We start from the raw sequence: 24231 nt of genomic DNA, 5'->3' as shown, positions 1-24231 counted from the left end.
CTCCCTTCGTGACGCTCGCACGCTCGCTCCCTTCGTGACGCTCGCACGCTCGCTCCTCAGGGCGGCGCCTCAGGGCGGCGCCTCAGGGCGGCGCCTCAGGGCGGCGCCTCAGGTCGCTCCTCAGGGCAGCGCCTCAGGACAGCGCCACAGGGCAGCGCCACAGGGCAGCGCCACAGGGCAGCGGCCTCAGACCGGGCGTCACCGCGGACTAGCGAGCGCAGGCAATGCCGGCCCCAGCGAATCCGACCCCTCTTTGGTCTCGATTCGACGCGCGCACCTACCGAAGTCTTGGCAGAGTTGTCCCATGGACAGCACCGCTGTGGAACGGGAGATCCTCACCTGGGATTTGAACGGCCAGGCATGCCGGGCACTCGCCCAGATGGTCGCCGACGACGGATTCGTCCCCGACATCATCCTCGGCATCGCGCGCGGAGGTCTGATCCCGGCCGGTGCGATGGCCTACGCGCTGGACTGCAAGATCCTGATCTCGCTGAACGTCGAGTTCTACACGGGAATCGGTGAGACCCTCGCCGAACCCGTGCTGCTCCCGTCGCTGTTGGAGAGCAGTGGACTCACCGATCAACGGGTGCTGGTCGTCGACGACGTCGCCGACTCGGGCAAGACGCTGCGGATCGTCGACGACTACTGCGAGCAGCAGGGCCGGGTCGCCGAGGTCCGTAACGCGGTCATCTATCAGAAGCCACACACGATCACCCGGCCCGACTATTGCTGGCGCACCACCGACAAGTGGATCAACTTCCCGTGGTCGGCCGACGGGCCGGTCGTCGACCGGCGCAATCCGTGATCATTGCGCAGACGTCGTCAGCCGATGGCGTGTAGCCCGCCGGCCTGGCCGTCGTCGATGTCGCGGGCCAGCCATTCGACCACCTGACACACCGTGTGGACGACGGCGGTCGGCTCGTCGAGCCTGCCGATGCGCGGTAGACAGTGCAGTATCGCGGCGGACACCGTGGACCCGATACCGAGGCCGTTCTGCTCGGCCACCATGTCATAACTGACCAGCGCGCCCGCGAGGTCGCGATAGGTCGCCGATTCGTCGATGTATCGGACCGCAGTCAGTGTCGGGGTGATCTCGGCGCGGCGCGCGATCTCGTCACGCGTCGCACACAATCGTGCGGTCGCCCACGGTCCGAAGTCACCGACCATGCCTGACCTGCTTTCCACACCCGAGAGGTCCGCGTCGGAGGGGATGAGACCGGGACTTCTCCGTGAAGAAATGATGACAGCTCATCGGGCTCCTGTCAGTCATGGACGACAGATTTCACGAAGAATGTCGCTCAGGGTCGCATCACTCGGTCCCGCGCTCGGCGCGGTCGGCCTCCATGGCGTCGATGAGACTCTTCGGCCGAAGGTCGGTCCAGTTCTTCTCCACATACTCGAGGCACGCCGCACGGCTGTCCTCACCGAACACCTTCGTCCATCCCGCCGGGATGTCGGCGAAGGTCGGCCACAACGAATGCTGGTTCTCGTCGTTCACCAGCACAAAGAAACGTCCGTTTTCGTCGTCGAACGGGTTGGTCATCTGCTCTGTCGTTCCTCTCGTGTCATCGCTGCCCCAACTGATCGGAGATCCACGGGCCGATCGTCTCCAGCGCCGTGGCATCCGCGAGACCAAGGTGGTGGGCATCGAGGTCGATGTTCCTGATCGTACCGGTCACATATTTCCGCCAGGACGTGCGGACCACGTCCGGGTCGTCCTTGTCCGCAGTCGCCGTGACGACGGCCAGCGAACCGTCGAACACGTCGGGGCGATAGCTGGTCACCACATCTCCGGCGGACGCGAAGCTGTCCATCACCCACTGCACCTGCTCGGACCCGAGCAGCCCCATCGACGCGATCTGCTCCCGCACGACCTCGGCCACCTCGTCGGACGTGCGAGCGCGCACGTCATCGCCGAGATCGAACAGATCACGCCAACCGCCCAGCAGGTCACCGACGACCGCGCCGTCCGAATCCGCCGACGAAACCACTTCGCCGGTTGTGCCGTCCGACGCCTCCTGGTTCGGCACCGCCGCGTCCATGATCCCCAGGAAACCCACCTGGGCGCCGTCCGCCTGCAGCATCGTCGCCATGGCGTGCGCGACATGTCCACCGAGCGACCAGCCGAGAAGGTTGTACGGCCCCTCCGGCTCCACGCGCCGGATCTCCTCGACGTACCGAGCCGCCAGCTCGTCGACGGTGCCGGCGCTCGGCTCACCCGACACCACGTGCGGGTCCTGCAGGCCGTAGATCGGCCGATCCGGCAGATACGGCGCGAGCCCGCCGTAGAACCACGCCAGACCGCCCGCGGGATGCACACAGAACAGCGGTGCACGGTCACCGCCGCGCCGCAGCGGAAGCAGTACCTCGCCGACGACCGCGTCATCGGTGCCGCCGTCAAACCTCGCCGCGACACCACGGACGGTGGGATCGCTGAACAGCCACGACAGTTCGATGCCGATTCCCGCGTCACGCAGGCGGGCGACGACGCGCGTCGCCGAGAGCGAGTTGCCCCCGAGATCGAAGAAGCCGTCGGACGCGCCGACCTGTTCGACGCCCAACACCTCGGCGTACACGTTCGCCACGCTGCGTTCGGTATCGGTCTCGGGGTCGACATACTCAGCCGCCGACACCGGCTCCGGATCAGGCAGGGCGGTCTTGTCGAGCTTGCCGACGGGCGTCAGCGGCAGCGCGTCCAGCACGACGAAGGACGACGGGACCATGTGTCGCGGCACGCGCCGCGCCAGGTGATCACGCACGGCATCGACCTCCAGGCCGTTCTCACCGACGAGGTATGCGACCAGCGAGGAGACCGGCTCGCCGACCCCGAGCACCACAGCACGCCAGACGTCGCGGTGCTCACCGAGCACCGTCTCGATCTCACCGAGCTCGATCCGCTGACCACGCAACTTCACCTGGTCGTCGGTACGGCCGCCGACCTCGACGACGCGCCGGCCGTCGGAGTCGACGACCCAGCGAACGATGTCACCCGTGCGGTACATGACCGCCCCGGGAACTCCGTGGGGATACGCGACGAAGTTACTCGCCGTCAGTGCGGCCCGGCCCAGATATCCGCGGGCCAACGCGCCACCGGAGATGTAGAGCTCGCCGAAGGTTCCCGGCGGGACCGGGTTCAGGCGGTCGTCGAGTACCACGAGGTCCACTCCGCGCATCGGGGCGCCGACGTGGATCGGCTCCCCCGCCGTCATCGGCGATGAGTAGGTGACACCGATCGTCGCCTCGGTCGGCCCGTACGCGTTGAACACCGCCGTGTGGTGGGCATGCTCGTCGACCAGCGAGTGCGGGACCGGCTCACCACCGACGGTCAGCGACCTCAGTTCCGGCAGCCCGTCCGCGGGAATCGTCGCGGCGACACTCGTGGGTATCAGCGCATGCGTGATCCGGTTCTCGGCCATGTACCGATGGAGTTCGGCACCACCGAGAGCATCGGCGGGCCGATAGACCAGGGTGCCGCCGCCGAAGGTGGTCACCAGCATCTCGGCGACCGAGACGTCGAAGCTCGGGGACACATATCCGAGGGTGCGCGAACACTCGTCGAAGCCGGTGGTCGCGACCGACTCGGCAGCGAAGCCGTGCAGCGCGCGGTGGGTCACCGCGACACCCTTCGGACGGCCCGTGGAGCCCGACGTGTAGATGACGTAGGCGAGGTTGTCGGGACCCGGTGTGCCGAGCTTGTCCGCCGACGTCAGTGGTGCGGTGGGTCTCTCATCGGACCCGACCTCATCGGCCGCGGGAACGCCGGCGCCATCACCGTGGATGGCGGCCCCGTCGATCGTCAGCCAGGCCACCCCGGCCCCGCCCATGTCGGGCGTACCGGGAACCGTCACACCGAGGACCGCACCACAGTCCTCGATCATCATGCTCGTCCGCTCTATCGGGTAGTCGGGATCGATGGGAACGAATGCGCCGCCGGCACGCGCGACCGCCCAGATCGCCGTCAGAAGTTCCACCGAACGCGGAATGGCCAGGGCCACCAACGAGTCCGGCCCCACACCGGCACCGATCAGGTTGCGTGCCAGGCGGTTCGCACGTCGATCCAGCTCGGCATACGTCACGGCGCTTCCGGCCGCATCGATCGCCGCCTCGCGATCCGGCCACGTGCTCGCGGCACGATCGAACAACTCGCCCAACAACATCGGCCCGGTAGCCTCGCCGCCGGAGACCGGGACGAGTTCAGCGCGTTCGGTCTCGTCGAGCAGGTCGACGTCGCCGACCGGTAGATCGGGCTCGGCGGTGTACACGTCGAGCAGGCGGACCAGGCGGCTCGCGAGCGCCGCCACGGTCGCATCGTCGAAGAGGTCGGTGGCGTAGACCACGGCCCCCGACCACGGCTGCCCCTGATCGCCGGCGGTGATCGCCACGGTCAGGTCCACCTTCGCCGACACCGCGTCGGCGGCCATCGGCGTGATCCGCACCCCGTCGATCTCGGCTCCCGGCAGACCAGCCGCAGCAACGTCGGTGACCGCGGACTGATCGAAGGTCAGCGATACCTGCGTCAGCGGCGAGAACGCCTCCGAGCGAACCGGATCGAGACGATCGACCACGGCTTCGAACGGTACATCTGCGTGCTCGAAGGCGTCGACGTCGGCTCGGCGGACGGTGTCGAGCAGCGAGGCGAAGGTTGCCGCAGGGTCCACCGGCGTACGCAGCACCAGGGTGTTGACGAACATGCCGACGAGATCGTCGAGTGCTCGGTGACCGCGCCCGGCGATCGGAGTACCGATCGCGATGTCGTCGGTGGCCGACACCCGCGCCAGCAGCGCGGCCAGCGCAGCCTGCACGACCATGAACGGCGTCACCGATTCGCGCCGTGCGACATCGGCCACCCGCATCGCCACGGACTCGGGGATCTCGAAGCGCGCCAACGCACCTCGATGTGAGGCCACCGACGGGCGAGGGCGGTCCGAGGGCAGGGCGAGGACATCGGGCAGGCCGGCCAGTTCATGTGCCCAGAAATCGAGTTGGCGCCCGATGACCGAACCCGGGTCATCGGTGGAGCCCAGTTCGCGCTGCTGCCAGATCGCGTAGTCGGCGAACTGGACCTCGAGGTGCCCTCGGGTGATGTCATCGCCGCGGAGCCGGGCCTGATAGGCGTCGAGCACGTCGGCGACCAGCGGTCCGATCGACTCGCCGTCGGCAGCGATGTGGTGGATGACCACAGCGAGGATGTGATCGTCCGGCGCCGCCCGCCAGAGCCGCACCCGCAGAGGCGTTTCCCTGGTGACGTCGAAGCCGGTGGACGCCGCCGCATCGAGCTCGCCGCGATCCTCGACCATCGCCCAGTCGGCGCGGCCCGGGTCGCCGTCGACGTCATGGATCAGCTGTCGCGGCACACCGTCGAACTCCGGGTAGGTGGTCCGCAGTATCTCGTGGCGGGCGACCACATCGGTCATCGCGCCGTGCAAGGCGTCGACGTCGAGTTCGCCCTCGAGGCGCAGCACGACGGGGATGTTGTAGGTCGGTGCGGCCGCATCGAATCGGTTGATGAACCACATCCGCTGCTGGGCGAGGGACAGCGGGATCTGCGCCGGGCGCGGGGTCACCGGCACGAGGTTCGACCGTGTTTGCCCCGAACCAGGTGCGACCGCCGCAACAAGGTCACGGACCGACGGCGCATCGAAGAGCATCCGGACACCGACTTCCGCGTCGAGAGCAGCGGCGACGCGCGCGACCAAGCGGGTGGCCGACAGCGAGTTGCCGCCGACGTCGAAGAAGCTGTCGGTGACACTCACCTGCTCGGCCCCGAGGACATCGGCGAAGATCTGCGCCACGATTCGTTCGGCGTCATTCGACGGGGCGACGTACTCGGTGCCGCCGGAGAAATCCGGCTCGGGCAGGGCCCGGCGGTCGAGTTTGCCCGCGGTGTTCCGCGGGATGTCGTCGAGCACCGTCCAGACACCCGGCCGCATGTACTCCGGAAGCGACTGCGCGACATCGTGCTTGACAGCATCGAGGTCGATGTGATCGCCGGCCAGGTAGGCGACCAGGTGCTCTCCCCCGCCCGGTGCGGCGGCCACGGTCGCCGCAGCATGAATGACACCCGACGCCGACGCCAGCACCGACTCGATCTCACCCAGCTCGATGCGCTGTCCACGCAGCTTGACCTGGAAGTCGGTGCGGCCCAGATACTCGATCTCGCCGCGGTGGTTGACCCGCACCAGATCGCCGGTCCGGTAGAGACGGGCACCCGGCTCGCCATACGGGTCGGCGATGAACCGCTCCGCAGTGAGGTCGGGCCGCGCCGCGTATCCGCGGGCCAGCTGGACTCCGCCGACGTACAGCTCGCCGGGCACGCCGACCGGGACCGGACGCAGACGTCCGTCCAGGACGTGCGACGTCGAATTCCACACCGGCAGACCGATCGGGGTCGTCGCGTCACCGGCGTCGATCTCGCTGATCTGCTGGTAGGTGATCTCCACCGCAGCCTCGGTCGGGCCGTACAGGTTGAACAGGTCCGCACCCGGGATCAGCTCACGGGTCTGTGCCGCGACGGCCGGCGGAAGCGCCTCACCCGTGGTCGACAGAATCCGCACGCTGTCGAGCGCGGCCAGACGCCGCGGGCCCGCCAGTTCGAGGAACACCGACAACATCGACGGCACGAAATGCACCATGGAGGCGCGATGTTCGGCGATCTGTTCGGCCACGTAGACGGGGTCGAGGTGACCGTCGGCCTTCAGCACCACGGTCTTCGCGCCGATCATCAACGGCGCGAAGATCTCCGGCACCGAACAGTCGAAAGTGTAGGGCGTCTTCAACATCACGGTGTCGGACGCGTCGATCGGAAGCTGGTTCAGGCCCCACCACAGTCGGTTGAGCACAGCCTCGTGCGTCAGGGTCACACCCTTCGGCCGACCGGTCGAACCGGACGTGAAGATGGTGTACATGGCGTGATCGGGCCGCAGCGGGGCGAGCCGATCGTCGGCCGTCACCGGTGAGACGTCCCCCGCCACCCCGACCGAGGTATCCACAACCATCGGCTCGACCTCGCTCTCGCGCAGCGCTTCTGGAAGCAGGCCCGGCGCGACCAGAACCAGCAGTGCCCCGGCGGTGTCCACCATGTACTCGACGCGGTCGGACGGGGCGGCGGTGTCGATCGGCACGTACTGGCCACCGGCCGCGACGATGGCGTGAATGGCGACGACCATCTCGATCGAGCGCGGCATGCACACGCCGACTGCGACATCCGGGCCGACGCCACGCCGGATCAGTTCGTGCGCCAGCGCATTGACCCGATCGCTGAACTCGGCGTAGCTGACCGCGCGGTCACCGAGCCGCAATGCGGTGGCCGATGGGGTGCGCCGCGCCTGGCGGGTGATGACGTCGGCGACGAACTCGTCACTCACCAGGACATCCAGACCGCCGGCACGTACGGCGTCACGCGCCCGTTCGGCGCGATCGAGGATCTCGGCGTCGCCGACGGCGAGATCCGGCCGTGCGCTCAGAACATCGAGCAGTGCGACGAATCGCCGTGCGATGGATCGGGCGGTCGCCGCATCGAACAGGTCGGCCGCGTACACCAGGTCACCACGCCACCCTCCGTCGGCGCCGTCAACGGCCACACCGATCGACAGATCGACCCGCGCCGGTGGGGTACGGCCATCCGTGACAGGTGCCACCCGCAGGTCGCCGTTCGAGGCGTCGACGCTCATCGACTCGAGCGCCTCGGTCGCGCTGACGATGCTCTGGTCGAAGCTGAGCATCACCTGCGTCAACGGCGCGAACGCATCCGAACGGGCCGGGTTGAGCTTCTCCACCAGATACTCGAACGGGACGTCGGCGTTGGCCAGCGCGTCGAGGTCGGTGCGGCGTACCAGATCGAGCAGATCGTGGAACGACGCCGAGCTGTCGACATCGGTGCGCAACACCAGGGTGTTCACGAACATCCCGACGAGATCATCGAGCGCAGCTCGTCCACGTCCCGCCGTCGGAGTGCCGATGGCGATGTCAGAAGTAGCCGACAGCCGGGCCAGCAGCGCGGCCAGTGTTGCGTGCACGACCATGAACTCGGTGACACCGTTCTCCGCGGCGAGTGCACTCACCCGCTCGACGACGTGACCCGGAACCCGGTACTCGACGAGACCGCCGCGCATCGACGCCGACGACGGCCGCGGCCGGTCGGTGGGCAGCTCCAGCACGTCGGGCAGAGCCGCCAATTGCGTGGTCCAGTAGGCCGCCTGCCGTCCGAGTACCGAATCCGCGTCATCTGCGTGACCCAGAACACGCTGCTGCCAGAGCGCGAAGTCAGCGAATTGCACTGGTAGCGAGCCGAACTCGGGAGCCGCGCCCGACACGCGCGCCCGGTACGCGGTGACCAGGTCCCCGACCAGTGGGCGCATCGACTCACCGTCGGTGGAGATGTGGTGTGCCACCAGAAGCAGTACATGGTCATCCGTCGCGGCTCGGAACAGCCGCGCCCGCAGCGACAGCTCGGCGGTGACGTCGAATCCCGCGGAGCCGGCGGCGAACACCTCCCGCTCGGTGTCGACGACCGCCCAGTCGAGCCGGTCCGCGGCCGCCTGCGGCGAGAGGATCTGCTGGATCGGCTCGCCCTGGTGCTGCGGGTAGACCGTCCGGAGCACCTCGTGCCGGGTCATCACGTCGACCAGCGCGGCGCGCAGTGCCGAGACATCCAGCGACCCGGTCAGTCTCATCGCCACCGGGATGTTGTAGGCCGCCGAACCGGGGTCGAAGCGGTTGATGAACCACATCCGCTGCTGCGCGTTCGACAGCGGAATCCGCTCTGGCCGAGGTCCGGCGACGAGCGGCTCGAGCGCGTCCTGCGCGGCTGTCAGCCGTCCCGCCAGTCCCCGTACCGTCGGCGCGTCGAACAGGTCGCGCACCGCCACATCGACTCCAAGCGTTTCCGACACGCGTGAGACGACACGGGTGGCCGACAGCGAATTGCCACCCAGGTCGAAGAAGTTCGCAGTCGCACCGACCTCGTCGATCCCGAGCACCTCGGCGAACACCTGCGCCACCGCCCGCTCGTCATCCGTTGTCGGCGGCACATGCCCGTCGTCTTCGATCACCGGTTCCGGCAACGCCGCCTTGTCCAGCTTGCCCACGGGGGTCAGCGGCAGTGCGTCGAGCACGGTGACGGAGGACGGGATCATGTGCGACGGCAGTCGTTGCGCCAGAACCGACTTCAGATCGGCCGTGTCGAGCGTGTTTCGAGTGACGACGTAGGCCGCGAGCGCCGTCGCGACCGATCCACCCACACCGATGACCACGGCCGACTCGACGCCCGGATACTCGGTCAGCGCCGATTCGATCTCACCGAGCTCGATACGCAGGCCGCGTAGCTTCACCTGATCATCACTGCGGCCCGAGTATTCGAGCACCAGGGATCCGGTCTCGTCACCGCGCCACCGCACGACGTCGCCCGTCCGGTACATCCGCTCCCCGGCATCCCCGTGCGGCGTGGCGACGAACCGCTCTGCGGTCAGACCCGACCGGTCGAGATACCCGCGCGACAACGCCGGTCCGGTGACATACAGCTCGCCGGTGACCCCGACGGGAACCGGATGCAGTCGGTCGTCGAGCACCAGCAGTCCGAGGCCGGCGAGCGGACCGCCCAGGCGGACAGGCGTACCCGCCGCCATCGGGGCGGACAGTGTCACGCCGATGGTGGTCTCGGTGGGCCCGTACAGATTGTGGACGTCCACATGCGACGACCACTCCTCGACCAGAGCCTGCGGCACCGCCTCACCGCCGGCCATCAGCGCAGCGAGATCCGGCAGCGTCGAGGGATCGAGCGTCGCGAGCACAGTGGGGGTGAGGAAGGTGTGCGTGATGCGGTGTTCGCGCATGTAGGTCTGCAACACATCGCCGCCCACCGCGTCGGCCGCCCGGTACACGAGGCTGCCGCCGGAGACGGTCGCGAGCAGGTATTCGAGCACTGAGGCGTCGAAGCTCGGGGAGGCGAAGCCGAGAACCCGGGGAGCCGTGTCCGCAGAGTCGTCGGCGCCGGCGGCGATCCCCAGCCGGGTCATCTCCTCCTGCGCGAAATTCGCGAGGCCCGAATGCGTCACGGTGACACCCTTCGGCCGGCCGGTGGAACCCGACGTGTAGATCACGTAGGCGACGTTGGCGGGACGCAGGACGGCACACTCGTCATCGGAGAACGCCACGGTCGGGTTCTCTTCGATCTGGGCCGCGACATCGTCGGCATCCAGACGCAGCCAGTCGAAGCCCTGGTCGGGCAGGTCGCCGACCTGGCGCACGCTCAGGCCGAGCACGGCACCGGAGTCCTCGACCATCGACGCGACGCGCGCGGCGGGGTAGTCGGGATCGATCGGCACGTATCCGGCACCGGTCTTGGCCACGGCCCAGATGGCGGTGAGCAGCTCGGCCGAGCGTGGAATAGACAGGGCCACCAGGGATTCGACCCCTATTCCCCGCTCACGTAGCCACCGGGCGACCTGGTTGGATCGTTCATCGAGGATCGCGTAGGTGAGCTCGGTCCCGGCAGCGTCACGCACCGCCACCCGGTCCGGCCAGCGCCGTGCGGCGTCGGCGAAGAGATCGCGGAGTACGACCGGGTCGCTGCCCGGTCCGGCGGACACCGGTGTGAGGTCCGAGGCCTCGCCGGCATCCAGCAGGTCGACGTCACCGACGGCCACCGTCGGGTCGGCGACGACCACGCTCAACAGCCGGGTCAGGCGAGAGGTCAACAGCGCGACGGTTTCGTCGTCGAACAGGTCGGTCGCGTAGGTGACCGAACCGGCCCACGCATCGGGCCCGGTTGCGATGTTCACCGTCAGATCGACCTTCGCCGAGTCGGTCTCCGGGTCGAGGCCGGTGATCCGAAGTCCTCCGACCGTGACGTCACCGCGGTCAGGTCCTCCAGCCGCCGACTGCGCCATACCCTCCCGATCCCTGAGGAGCCCGGAGCCTGCGGAGGGACTCATATCCTCCCGATCCCTGAGGAGCACGGAGCCTGCCGACGGCGTCATAGCCTCCCGATCCCTGAGGAGCCCGGAGCCTGCGGAGGGACTCATATCCTCCCGATCCCTGAGGAGCACGGAGCCTGCGGAGGGCGTCACGAAGGGCGTCTGGTCGACTGCGAGGAGCGTCTGGACCAGCGGCGCGAAGGCTTCCGAGCGCGGCGGGTCGACGACCTCGACCACCTGCTCGAACGGGATGGCGGCGTGGGCGAAGGCATCGAGATCGCCGGCCCTGACGTCGGCGAGCAGCTCGTCGAACGACCACGACGCCTCGACCCGGGTGCGCAGCACCAGAGTGTTGACGAACATCCCGACGAGGTCATCGAGGACCGCGTCGCCGCGCCCGGCGATCGGGGTGCCGATCGCGACGTCATCGGTACTCGCCAGGCGCCCGAGCACAACTGCGAGAGCGGTGTGCAGGACCATGAATTCGGTCACGCCGCGATCGCGCGCCAGGCGCGAGATCTCCGCGGCGATCGCTTCGGGGATCTCGAACGTGTGCGCCGCTCCGCGCATCGAGGCAACCCGCGGCCGCGGCCGATCGGTCGGCAGATCCAGCACGTCGGGCAGCCCGGCGAGACGATCCCGCCAGTAGCCGGCCTGTTGCGACAGCAGGGTGTCGGGCTCGTCGACGGCGCCCAGCACCTCGTGCTGCCAGGCGGCGAAGTCCGCGAACTGCACTGGCAGCGCCGGCCAGCCCGGCTCGGTGCCACCCGCGCGGGCCGTGTAGGCGGCGATCAGGTCGCGTGCGAGCAATCGCACCGATTCGCCGTCGGCGGCGATGTGATGCGCCACCACGACGAGCAGGTGCTCGGAGTCTGCCCCGGGGGCGCCAGGCGCCAGCGCGACGCGAATCGGCCACTGGGTGGTGACATCGAAACCCGTTGTGGCGATGGACATGGCGTCATCCGGGTGGTCCAGCTGAATCCAGGGCACGTCGTCGGCGACGGCGTCGACCGGCGCGATCGACTGGTACGGCTGTCCCAGTTCTGCCGGGAAGGTCGTCCGCAGGATCTGGTGGCGTTCGACCAGGTCGATCACGGCGCGACGGAGCGCAGCGACATCGAGTGGCCCGGACAGGCGCAGTGCCACCGGGATGTTGTAGGTGGCAGCCGTCGGGTCATAGCGGTTGATGAACCACATTCGCTGCTGGGCGAACGACAACGGGATCGGGTCCGGACGTGACACCGACCCGATGGCCGGAAGCTCCCGTCGGGTACCGGGGCGGATCCGTCGGACCAGTTCACGCACGGATGGCGCATCGAACAGCGTCCGGACCGCCACGTCGGTGTCCAGGGCCTCCCCGACGCGCGCGACGAGACGGGTCGCGGTCAACGAGTTGCCGCCGAGGTCGAAGAAGCTGTCGGTCACCGAGACCCGCTCCACCCCCAGCACCTCGGCGACGACGTCGGCCACCACCTGTTCGACATCGTCGGCGGCGGAGACGAACTCACCCTCGGCGAACTCCGGCTCCGGCAGCGCACGACGATCCAACTTGCCGGCGGAGTTCAGCGGGATCTCGTCGAGCACCATCCACACCGTCGGCCGCATGTATTCCGGAAGTGAACCGGCAACATCGTGCTTGACGGCATCGAGGTCGAGCTGCTCACCGGGCACCGGCGCCACATACGCCACCAGATGTTCGGCACCGGCGGACGCCGCGGACACCGTGGCCGCGACGTGGACGACGCCCGGCGCGGCCGCGATGGCCGACTCGATCTCGCCCAGCTCGATGCGCTGACCGCGCAATTTCACCTGGAAATCGGTGCGTCCCAGATACTCGATCTGTCCGTCTCCGCCGACCGTCACCAGGTCGCCGGTGCGGTACAGGCGCCCGCCCCGTCCGCCGAAGGGATCGGCGACAAACCGCTCCGCGGTGAGGTCACTGCGCGAGGCGTACCCGCGAGCCAGTTGCACGCCGCCGAGGTAGAGCTCGCCGGGAACGCCGGGCGGCACCGGCCGCAGTCGCGAATCCAGTACGTGGGCCGTCGAGTTCCAGAACGGGACGCCGATCGGCACCGACGATGCGCGCGGATCGATGTCGTCGACTCGCTGACCCGTGATCTCGACCGCGGCCTCCGTCGGCCCATAGAGGTTGTAGAACGCCGCGTCCGGGAACCGGGCGCGGGCCTGAGCGGCCACGGCCGGAGGAAGCGCCTCACCCGTCGTCGACAGGTACTTGACGGAGGTCAGCTGCGCCAGTCGTTCCGGGTCGACGACATCGACGAAGACCGAGAGCATCGACGGCACAAAGTGGACCATCGTCGCGCGGTGCTCGGCGATCAGGTCCGCGAGGTAGCGCGGATCGGCGTGGCCCCCCGGGCGGGCCACCAGGAGTCGGGCACCCGCGATCACCGGGGCGAACAATTCCGGAACCGAGCAGTCGAACGTGTACGGGGTCTTCTGGACGACGACATCGTCGGCGGACAGGGGGAATCTGTCGAGTCCCCACCACAATCGGTTGACAACGGCTTCGTGGGTCAGCGTGACACCCTTGGGCCGGCCGGTCGAGCCCGACGTGAAGATCGTGTACACGGCGTTGTCGCCACGAACCCGAGCGCGCAGATCTCCTGCGGTCAGCGGGGTCTCGTCGCGATCGAGCGGCACCCGGGTGTCCACGACGACGATCGGCGTGCCCACTGCCTGGGCGGCGGCACGGACCATGGAGTCCATGTCCGTGTCGGTGTTGTCGGGCTCGGCACCCTCCGGCCCCACCAGCAGCATCGTGGCGCCCGCCGTGGTGAGCATGTACTCGGCACGGTCGATCGGGGTGCCGAGGTCGATCGGCACGTACTGACCGCCGGCGGCGACGACGGCATGGACCGCGACCATCATCTCGACCGATCGTGGAATACACACGGCCACCGCGACATCGGGTCCGACCCCGGAGGCCATGAGATAGCTGCCCAGCGCCGCGACCCGCGCGCCGAACTCGCGATAGGTGACCGTGCGGCCATCGAAGATCATCGCGATCGCGTCCGGGGTCGCGGCGATCTGCGCCGCCACCAGTTGATCGACGGTCTGGTCGGAGACCGATACCTCGGGGCCCCGAGCGCGGGTCAGCGCAGCGGTGCGGTCCACGTTCGACAACAGATCGATCTCGCCGATCTGGATGTCCGGTCGCTCGACGACCGAGGTCAGGATCTCGACCAGTGCGGACGCGAAGCCGGCGACCTCGGCGGCATCGAACGCGCTCGGCAGGTACTTGACGTTGATTCCGAGTCCGTCTGCCGTCGGCGTCGCGAAGAGGTTGAGCGGATAGTGCGTCGCATCGGTGACCTTGATGCCGTCGATCTCCAGCCCGGCTGCCGCACTGCCGTCGGCCACCGCATCCTCGTCGATCGGATACGACTCGAAGATCGTCAGCGTGTCGAAGCCGACCTCACCGACCGCCGCGGCGATCTCGGGAAGTCCGACGTGCTGGTGATCGAGCAGGCGGGTCTTGCTCTCCTGCAGTGCCACCAGTGTGGTCCGAACCGATGCTTGCGGGGCCACGGTGAGTGCGACCGGCAGGGTGTTGATGAACAGCCCGATCATCGACTCGACACCGTCGATCTCGGGCGGACGCCCCGACACCGTCTCGCCGAAGGTCACCGTCTCCTGCCCGGTCATCCGGGACAGCAGCACACCCCAGGCGAATTGCACGACGGTGGACACGGTGACATTGGAGGTACGCGCGAATTCCTCGACACCACGGCTGATCTCGGAGTTCACGAGCAGCGCGTGTTCGGCGGGCATCTCGTCGACCGTCGCCGTGGCGCCGGCGGAGACCAGGGTCGGACCGTCGATCTCAGACAATTCGGCGCGCCAGGCGTCGACGGCGGCCCTGCGGTCTTGACGGTACAGCCAGTGCAGGAAGTCCTCGTAGTCCGCACTTCGCCGTGTCGCAACCGATTGACCGTCGACCGCGAAACCCCGGATGAGCTCGGCGAGCACCACCGGTCCCGACCAGCCGTCGAACAACAGGTGGTGGTTGGTCACGATCAGGACGGCACGTGGTCCGTCCTGATCCGGCAGGGCCGCCAGCACGAAACGGATCAGCGGCGGTGCCGACAGATCGAATCGCTCGACACGTTCACCGGTCGCGATGTCCGCGATGATCTCCTCGGCGCGCTCGGATGTCTCGTCGCGGAGATCGATGGTCCGCCAGGGCAGATCGACGGTGGCCGGCACGACCGTCACGAGCGCACCACTTGTGCACTGCACGAACCCCGAGCGCAGTACGCGATGCTCGGCGAGCAGCCGGGTGGCGGCACGGTGCAGCCGGTCACCGTCCGGCTCGCCGGCGATCCTGAGCATCGCCTGGGTCACATAGACGTCGATGGCGTCGGCGACCTCGCCGGGCGTGCCGTCATGCCGGGCTGCCTCGACGAACAGCCCCCGCTGCAGCGGCGACAGTGGCCACAGGTCGGCACCCGGGTATCGGCTGCGCACGTCGTCGATATCGCGCTGGGAGAGGTCGGCACCCGCGATGTCCGACGGGGTCGGCCCCATGTCCCCGGACTCGTCGACGACATCGACGAGAACATCGAGCGCCCCGCGGAAGTGACCGGTGATCTCGGCGATCTCGGCGGCCGTCAGCGCGCGCCGCGGATAGCTGAATTCGGCGACGATCTCGCGTCCGTCGTCGCCCGCTCCGATGTGGACGTGGATGTTGAGCGCGGCGGGCGCCCGCATGGCGCCGCTGACCGAGGCCGGGAGCGCCGGGGTGTCGTTCGCGACGGTGAACGCGTCGTCGGGATCGACGGCCGTTGCGGCGTCGGCGACCGCGGCCCCGACGGCACCCATGAAGTTGTAGAGGATGGGTGGCAGGTCACGATCGCGGAGCGCGCCGCCGGGAGCATACCGGTGCGGCGCGAAGCTCACGCCACGATCCGGTGTACCGGCGAGGATCTCCTTCACGCGACGCACGGTATCGACGACCGCGGCGGCGTCGGAACCGATGCCGTCTCGGATCTCCCGAGGGGCCGAGTGGAGGTCCGGCGGAACCGCGATCGGGGTGAAACCGGTGAACCAGCCGACGGTACGCGACAGGTCCGCGCCGGACGCGATCTGCTCCTCGCGCCCATGCCCTTCCACCAACATCGAGACGGTCCGTTCAGCGCCGTCGATGTCGGGCTGGGCGTCTTCCCAACGGCGGACCGCTGCCACGACCGCAGCCACCAGGATCTCGTTCACGCCGGAACGGAACGCGGCTGCGACACGGTCGAGCACCGCTGCGGAGGCGGCCGCGTCGACCGTTGTGGTCACGGTCATCATGTCCCGCATGCGATCTCGCACGCGGTCGAGTCGTCGTCCGAGAACGGTCTGCCGCTCGGGCAGACGCTGCTCCCACACGGCGGCCTCTGCCCCCCGCTCGGCGGGCAGACCGTCGAGGACACCGGCCCAGCGCCGCGCAGACGTGACCTCACCGGGGAGGTCGATCGCAGTGCCGGCGACGCGATGGGACCATGCGGCGGAGAGCTCGGCGGCCAGGATCGGCCACGACACCACGTCGATCGCGATGTGGTGCACGGCGATCATCACCCGTCCCGTGCCGCCGGCGGCAGGTCGCAGCCCGACGACGTCGACGAGCCGTCCTGCAGCGGGGTCGAGCCGGCCGAGGGCCGCTGCGTGCTCGGCGCGCATGATGTCGGCGAATTCGTCGTCGCCCGGTACCGAGCGCGTCGCGACGATCCGTACCGCCGCATCGGGCTCGCACGTGCCCGCCCCGGCGGTCAGCGACCAGCCGCCGTCGGTTGTCTCGACGAGCGTTGCGGTGAGCATCGGATGGTGTGCGACGACCGCGCCGACCACCGCCCGCAGATCCTCGATCGCGATCGCGGGCGGTAGTGACAGCGTCACGGTCTGCGAGTAGTCCGCGAAGTCCCGGCCGGAATCGGAGAGTTCGAGCATCCACCGGATCGCGGGCAACAATGATGTCGCCCCGACACCACCGCCCTCGTACTCGGTGAGGGTGGCCGTGTCCCGATCGGCGCTCGCGCGCGCTATCGCTCGGATCGTCTTGTGTTCGAAGATGTCGCGCGGAGTGATGTCGAAGCCGGCCGCGCGCAACTGCGAGGACAGCTGAATCGACATGATCGAGTCGCCGCCGAGTCCGAAGAAGGACTCGGTGACCGACACCCGCTGCACGCCCAGCAGTGTCGCGACCACACCTTCGATGGCACGCTCGACGGGGCCCTCCGGTTCGACGTGGCCCATGACCGGAGTCCCGAACTCGGGAGCCGGCAGCGCCTTGCGATCGAGCTTGCCCGCCGAGTTCAGCGGCAGGCTGTCGAGGACCGTCCACACGGTCGGACGCATGTATTCCGGCAGGGTGACATCGACCGCCGCGCGGACCGTGTCGAGCACGGGTGGCGCCGCCGGTGCGCCGGCGAGATAGGCGACGAGGTGCTCGCCGCCTCCCGGCGCCGTCGCCACGGTCGCGACCGCGTGGACGACACCGGGCGCCGACGCCAACACTGCCTCGATCTCACCGAGCTCGATGCGCTGCCCACGCAGCTTCACCTGGAAATCTGTGCGGCCCAGATAGTCCAGCCGCCCGTCGGAACCACGGCGCACGAGATCGCCGGTGCGGTACATGCGCGCACCGTCGCGACCGAAGGGGTCTGCGACGAATCGCTCGGCGGTGAGATCCGGCCGCGCGGCATAGCCACGGGCGAGTTGCACTCCCCCGACGTAGAGTTCGCCCGGCACCCCGGGGGGAACCGGCCGCAGCCGGGCATCGAGCACGTACGCCGTCGAGTTCCACACGGGCACGCCGATGGCCACCGATGTCTGATCCGGCCGCACACCAGCGATCGACTCGAACGTTATCTCGACGGCGGCCTCGGTCGGACCGTACAGGTTGTAGAACTCGATGTCCGGCAACAGTTCACGGGTCCGCGCGGCCACCGCCGGCGGGAGGGCCTCGCCGGTGGTCGAGATGATCCGCACACCACCCAGTGTGCGCACACGCTCGTCACCGACGACATCGAGGAAGACCGACAACATCGACGGCACGAAGTGGACCATCGTCACGCCGTACTCGAGGATCGACTCCGCCACGCGACTCGGATCGAGGTGGCCGTCGGCGTCGAGTACCGCCACCCCGGCGCCCACCATCAGGGGCGCGAACAGTTCCGGCACCGAGACGTCGAACGTGTACGGCGTCTTCAGCATCACGGTGTCCGACGGGTCGATCGGCAATTCGTGCAGACCCCACCGCAGCCGGTTGACCACCGCGGCGTGCGGGAGGGTCACACCCTTCGGGCGACCGGTCGAACCGGAGGTGAAGATCGTGTATGCCGCATGCTCGGGCCGCAGTGGCGCGCGGCGATCGGCATCGGTCACCGGCTGGGCGTCCGGGACCTCCCCGGTGCAGTCGACACCGAGGGTGTCGACGTCGACCCCGGCCACGGCCGGCGCGTGGTCGTCGGAGACGAGGACGAGCGCGACGCCTGCGGTCTGCACCATGTACTCGACGCGGTCGTGCGGCGCGTCGACGTCGATGGGCACGTACTGGCCACCCGCCGTGATCACGGCGTGGATCGCAACCACCATCTCGGCGGAGCGTGGGATACAGACGCCCACAGCCACGTCCGGACCGACGCCGCACGCGATCAGGTGGTGGGCCAGCGAATCGACACGAGCGGCGAATTCCGCGTGGTCGATCGTGCGAGCACCGACGAGCAGTGCCGGCGCCGACGGATGGGCGGCGCCGTACTCCCGGAGGACGTCGGGCAGCACCAGGGCTCCGACGTCGATGCGCTCGCCGGTGGACCGGGTGAGTTCCTCAGCGACCTCATCGTCGTCCAAGAGGCCGATGTCGCCGACGACGTTGTCCGGCCGTTCTCCGATCGACCGGAGGATCCGGCCGAATCCCCGGGCCAGCCTGCGGGCCGTCGTCTCGTCGAAGATGTCTGCGGCATAGACGATCTTGCCTGTCAGGGTATTGCCGTCGTCGAGCAGGCCGAATGTCAGGTCGAACTTCGCGGCATCGGCGCCGGGATCAACCGTCCGCACCTCGAGACCGGCGATGTCGGTGTGTCCGGCGCCGCCCGAGGTGTCGCCGCCCTGGTCCAGCATCAGCATGACCTGGGCGAGCGGCTCGAAGGCTTCCGATCGGACCGGGTCAACCTTCTCCACGACCTGTTCGAACGGCACCTGTGCATGGGCGAAGGCGTCGAGGTCCACTCGGCGGACGGCATCGAGCAGCTCGCGTCCGCTCGATGCCGGATCGACCGCCGTACGCAGTACCAGCGTGTTGACGAACATACCGATGAGTTCGTCGAGTTCGGCCCGGCCGCGTCCCGCGACCGGGGTGGCGATCGCGATGTCGGGGGTGGCCGACACCCGAGCCAGGAGAACGGCAAGAGCCGTGTGCAGCGTCATGAACAGCGTGGAGCCATGCTCGCGGCCCACTGCCGCCAGCGCCTCCCGGGTGGACCGGTCGATACGGAATTCGACTGTGCCACTGCGCATGCTCGCAACGCGCGGGCGTGGCCGATCGGTCGGCAGATCCAGTGCGTCGGGCAGCCCGGCCAGTTCGTCCGCCCAGAACTCCAGTTCGCCGGCGATCGTGGAGTCGGGCTCCTGCGCGGTGCCGAGTTCCCGGCGTTGCCACAGGGCGAAGTCGGCGTACTGCACGGTCATGGGCTCCCACGCCGGGGCCCGGCCGTCGACCCGCGCCGCGTAAGCGGCGATGGCGTCACGTGCCAGGACCGGCCCGGATTCACCATCGCTGGCGATGTGGTGGATGACCAGCACCAGCAGATGTTCGATTCCTGCAGCAGATTCGACGCGCGCGATCCGGGCCCTCAGGGGAAGCTCGGACACCACGTCGAATCCCCGGCCGACGACGGCGAGAGCATCTGCCTCGTCGGTGACCGCCCAGTCGACGGCGACCTCGTCAGTCCGGAGGATCTGCTGGTGAGGCAGGCCGTCGGCACCCTCCGGGTAGATCGTGCGCAACACCTCGTGCCGCTCGACGACGTCGGCGAGGGCGACGCGCATCGCGTCGAGATCCACGGCGCCGGCCAGGCGCAGCACAACCGGGATGTTGTAGGCGGCGGACTCCGGTGCGAGACGGTTGATGAACCAGATGCGTTGTTGCGCATAGGACAGTGGAATCAGGTCCGGTCTGACCTGCGGTTCCAGCGGCTCGCTGGTGTGCGCCGGCCCGTTCGACAAGACTGCCGCGAGTTCACGTGCGCTGGGCGCGTCGAACAGGGTCCGCACCGGAACCTCGACGCCCAGACCGTCTGCCACCCGGGCGGCGACCCGGGTCGCCGACAGCGAGTTCCCGCCCAGGTCGAAGAAGCTGTCGACCACCGACACCTGCTCGATGTCCAGCACGCCGGCGATGATCGCGGCGATCGTGGCCTCCCGGTCGGTCTCCGGTGCCACGTACTCGCCTGCCCGTCCCCGGAGTTCAGGGGTGGGCAGGGCCCGACGATCGAGCTTGCCCGCAGCGTTGATCGGCATCTCGTCGAGCACCGACCACGACGTCGGGCGCATGTAGTCGGGTAGCGAACGGGCGGCGGTCTCGGCCACGACGTCGAGGTCCACGGAGTCGCCGGTGACGTAGCCGACGAGTTCATCGCCCCCGCCGGGTGCCGTCACGACCGCGGCGGCCGCGTGCACGACACCGGGAGCCGATGCCGCTACCGCCTCGATCTCGCCGAGCTCGAGCCGCTGCCCGCGCAGTTTGACCTGGAAGTCGTTGCGGCCGAGGTATTCCAGCTCGGGACGTGACGAGTCCGCACCCACACGCCACCGCACACGATCTCCCGTGCGGTAAAAGCGCGCCCCGGGCGGACCGAACGGATCCGCGACGAAGCGCTCCGAGGTCAGGGTGGGCTGGTTCTCGTAGGCGCGTGCCACCTGGACACCGCCGATGTAGAGCTCGCCCGCGACGCCGACCGGGGTCGGGTGCAGCCGATCGTCGAGGACGACGGCGGTCGTGTTCGCGATCGGCCGACCGATGGGCACCGACTGATCCGACTGGACGACCTCGTGCCGGGTGACGATGACGGTGGTCTCGGTGGGACCGTACTGATTGTGCAGTCGTGCCGACGGAACAGCGGCCAGGGTCGCGTGCGCCGCGGCCGCCGACAGTGCCTCGCCACCGGTGAGGATGGCGCGCAGACTGCCCAGACGCCGACGACCGTCCGCGTCGGTCACGTCGAGGAAGGCCGACAGCATGGACGGGACGAAGTGGACGAGCGTCACCGCGTGTCGCTCGATCATGGCGGCGATGTGAGCGGGTTCGCGGTGGCCGCCGTCGTCGGCGATGACCATCCGCGCACCTGCGAATGCAGGCAGGAAAAGTTCTCGCACAGCTGCATCGAACGTCGTCGGCGTCTTGTGCAGGATCGCGTCATCGCCGCCGACGTCGAACGCCTCCGCGTCCGCCCTCAGCCGGTTGAGGACCGACCGGTGCGAGACGGTGACACCCTTCGGCCGTCCCGTCGACCCCGAGGTGAAGATGGTGTACGCGGCGTGATCCGGGCGCAGCGGGGACGTGCGTTCGCGATCGGTGACCGGCACGATCTGTGCATCGGGTGCGAGGTCGTCGGACATCACGACCTCGAGGCGCGCCACATCATCGGGCAGCGGCACGTCATCGGCGCCACCGCTGGACACCAGAGCGAGACGGGCTCCGGCGGTCGACACCATGTGGGCGCCACGTTCGGCCGGTGTCTCGGGATCGATCGGGACGTATCGGCCACCGGCGACGATCACCGCGTGGATGGCGATCACCATGTCCGCCGACCGCGGCATGCACACTGCCACAGCGACTTCTGGGCCGACACCGCGCCCGATGAGCTCCCGTGCCAGGGTGGCGACGTGGTGACGCCACTGTCGCCGGGTGATTCGCGTGGTCGATGTCTCGATGGCCGACGCATCCACGTCGGTATCGGCCCCGCCGGCGAGGTGATCGGCCAGGGTCGCCGAGGACGGTTCGGTGCTCGGACCGATGCCGGCACGCAACGCGCCCGCCCCGGCCTCGGCGAAGAGATCCAGGTCTCCGATCGGAGTCGCCGGCTCGTCGAGGAAAGCTGCGAGTGCGCGGCACAGTGTCTCGCCGAACCCTACGATCCGCTCGCGGTCGAACAGGTCGGTGGCGTAGGTGATCACCGACGTCCACGCCTGTTGTCCGTCCGCCATCGGACCGAAGTTGATGGACAGGTCCACCCGCGCGACAGCGGCCCCGGCGTCCTCGATCGGCTCCACGGAGACACCTGCCATGGCAGCACCCTGTGGGGGGTGCCCGGCGACGTTCAGCAACACCTGGGTGAGCGGTGCGAACGCTTCGGACCGCACCGGGTCGAGACGCTCGACGAGGTACTCGAACGGGACGTCCGCATGTTCGAAGGCATCGAGGTCGGTGGTCCGGACCTCGTCGACCAGCCCGTCGAAGGTCACACCCGAGTCGACCTGTGTCCGTAGGACGAGCGTGTTGACGAACATGCCGACGAGGCCGTCGAGTTCCCTGCGGCCACGCCCGGCCACCGGCGTCCCGATCGCGATGTCCGTCGAGGCGGACAGCCGCGCCAGCACGACGGCGAGCGCGGCGTGCACCACCATGAACGGGGTGACACCGTGTGCCGCCGCATATTCCGTGACCGCCCGCGACACATCGGAGGACACTGTGAACTCGTGTCGGGCACCGCGTCCGGACGCCACCGCCGGACGCGGCCGGTCCGAGGGCAACTCGAGCACATCCGGGAGATCGGCGAGCTGCTCTGCCCAGTAGCCGGTCTGGGCGCCGAGGACCGAATCGGGATCATCGGCCGAGCCGAACTCGCGATGCTGCCACAAGGCGACGTCGGCGAACTGCACGTCGAGCGGGGTGAATTCGGGCGCCTCGCCGCGAACACGCGCGTCGTAGGCCACCGCGAGATCGGCGATCAGCGGCGCCATCGATTCGCCGTCACCGGCGATGTGGTGCACCACCACGACGAGCACATGTCGATCCGCCGACTCCGGTAGCAACCGCACCCGCAGCGGAAGTGCGGCACTGACGTCGAACCCGGTGTCGATCGCGTCCGTCAACGCACGCTCGTCGGTGACCACAGCCCAGTCGAGATCCGTGCGCGCCGAATCCGCGTCGACGATGTGCTGGTGTGGCACCCCGTCGATCGCCGGATACACGGTCCGCAGGATCTCGTGGCGTTCCACCACGTCGCCGAATGCGGCGTGCAGGGCATCGGGGTCGAGCGAACCCGTCATGCGAACCGCGACCCTGATGTTGTAGGCCGCCGACTCGGGATCGAAGCGGTTGATGAACCACATCCGCTGCTGCGCGAACGACAGCGGGATGATCTCCGGCCGCTCGTGCGCGACGATCGGCTCGACCACGCTGTCGCCGACACGGATTCGGCGGGCGAGATCACGGATCGTGGGTGCCTCGAACAGATCGCGGACCCCGATGTCGGCGCCGAGCGCCGCACCGGCCCGCGCGGTCACGCGGGTCGCGGACAGCGAGTTGCCGCCGAGGTCGAAGAAGCTGTCGGTCACCGACACCCGGTCCACGCCGAGCACGTCGGCGAACACCTGCGCGAGCGTCGTCTCGACATCGCCCTCGGGCGCGACCAGATCCCCGCCGGCGAACTCCGGATCGGGCAGGGCCCGGCGGTCGAGTTTGCCGGTGCTGCCCAGCGGGACGTCGTCGAGCGCCATCCACACCGTCGGCCGCATGTATTCGGGCAGGGCACCGGCGGCGTGGTCGCGGATCACATCCAGATCGAGTTCTTCGCCGGGACCCGCGGCCAGGTACGCGACCAGATGCTCTCCCCCACCGGGCGCGGAGGCGACGGTCGCGGCCGCGTGCACCACGCCCGGGGCGTCGGCCAGGACCGACTCGATCTCGCCGAGTTCGATGCGCTGACCACGCAACTTCACCTGGAAGTCGGTGCGCCCCAGATACTCGATTTCCGCGCGGTCCGCATCCGGCCCGCTGCTGTTCCAGCGAACCAGGTCACCCGTGCGGTACAGGCGAGACCCGTTCGCGCCGAACGGGTCGGCGACGAATCGTTCGGCGGTGAGGTCTGGCCGCGCGGCGTAACCGCGGGCGATCTGGACGCCGCCGAGGTACAACTCACCGGCGATGCCCGGCGGCACGGGACGCAGCCGGTCGTCGAGGACCCAGACGTCGGTGTTGGTGATCGGCGATCCGATCGGCATCGCGGTGACGTGTTCGTCGACCGCCTCGACGTGGTGCGCGGTCACCTCGACCGCGGCCTCCGTCGGGCCGTACAGGTTGTACAGCGCCACCTGC

General features: G+C 68.8%; 4 protein-coding genes (1 of these 4 running past the window's edge). 1 reads left to right on the top strand and 3 read right to left on the bottom strand.

What is annotated here, in order from left to right:
- The first annotated feature begins 304 nt into the window (after positions 1-304).
- Positions 305-805: a phosphoribosyltransferase gene (locus AC4AMJ_RS04165; protein ID WP_489896827.1), complete on the top strand. Its 501-nt coding sequence runs from the start codon at positions 305-307 to the stop codon at positions 803-805.
- 17 nt (positions 806-822) lie between these two features.
- Here the strand turns inward: AC4AMJ_RS04165 and AC4AMJ_RS04160 are convergent, their stop codons facing one another.
- The 3 genes from AC4AMJ_RS04160 to AC4AMJ_RS04150 form a co-directional block, all read right to left on the bottom strand.
- Complete coding sequence (locus tag AC4AMJ_RS04160) at positions 823-1167, bottom strand: hypothetical protein (protein ID WP_489896828.1); 345 nt, start codon at positions 1165-1167, stop codon at positions 823-825.
- Positions 1168-1309: 142 nt separating this feature from the next.
- Positions 1310-1543 (bottom strand): MbtH family protein, encoded by a 234-nt coding sequence (locus AC4AMJ_RS04155; protein WP_489896829.1) that lies wholly within the window; start codon positions 1541-1543, stop codon positions 1310-1312.
- Positions 1544-1565: 22 nt separating this feature from the next.
- Positions 1566-24231, bottom strand: partial view of a non-ribosomal peptide synthase/polyketide synthase gene (locus tag AC4AMJ_RS04150; protein WP_489917335.1) — the 3' end only. The gene runs 31799 nt beyond the window's last position; the window shows 22666 of its 54465 coding nt (coding positions 31800-54465); the start codon falls outside the window, past its right edge — the gene reads right to left on this strand; it ends in the stop codon at positions 1566-1568.

Source organism: Gordonia sp. LMA484 (assembly GCF_058129505.1).
This window is presented reverse-complemented; position numbering and strand designations above follow the sequence as displayed.

Bases quoted from the DNA above. Each gene is read 5' to 3' on its own strand.
- AC4AMJ_RS04165 (WP_489896827.1), top strand. From the start codon at position 305: ATGGACAGCACCGCTGTGGAACGGGAGATCCTCACCTGGGATTTGAAC.
- AC4AMJ_RS04160 (WP_489896828.1), bottom strand. From the start codon at position 1,167: ATGGTCGGTGACTTCGGACCGTGGGCGACCGCACGATTGTGTGCGACG.
- AC4AMJ_RS04155 (WP_489896829.1), bottom strand. From the start codon at position 1,543: ATGACCAACCCGTTCGACGACGAAAACGGACGTTTCTTTGTGCTGGTG.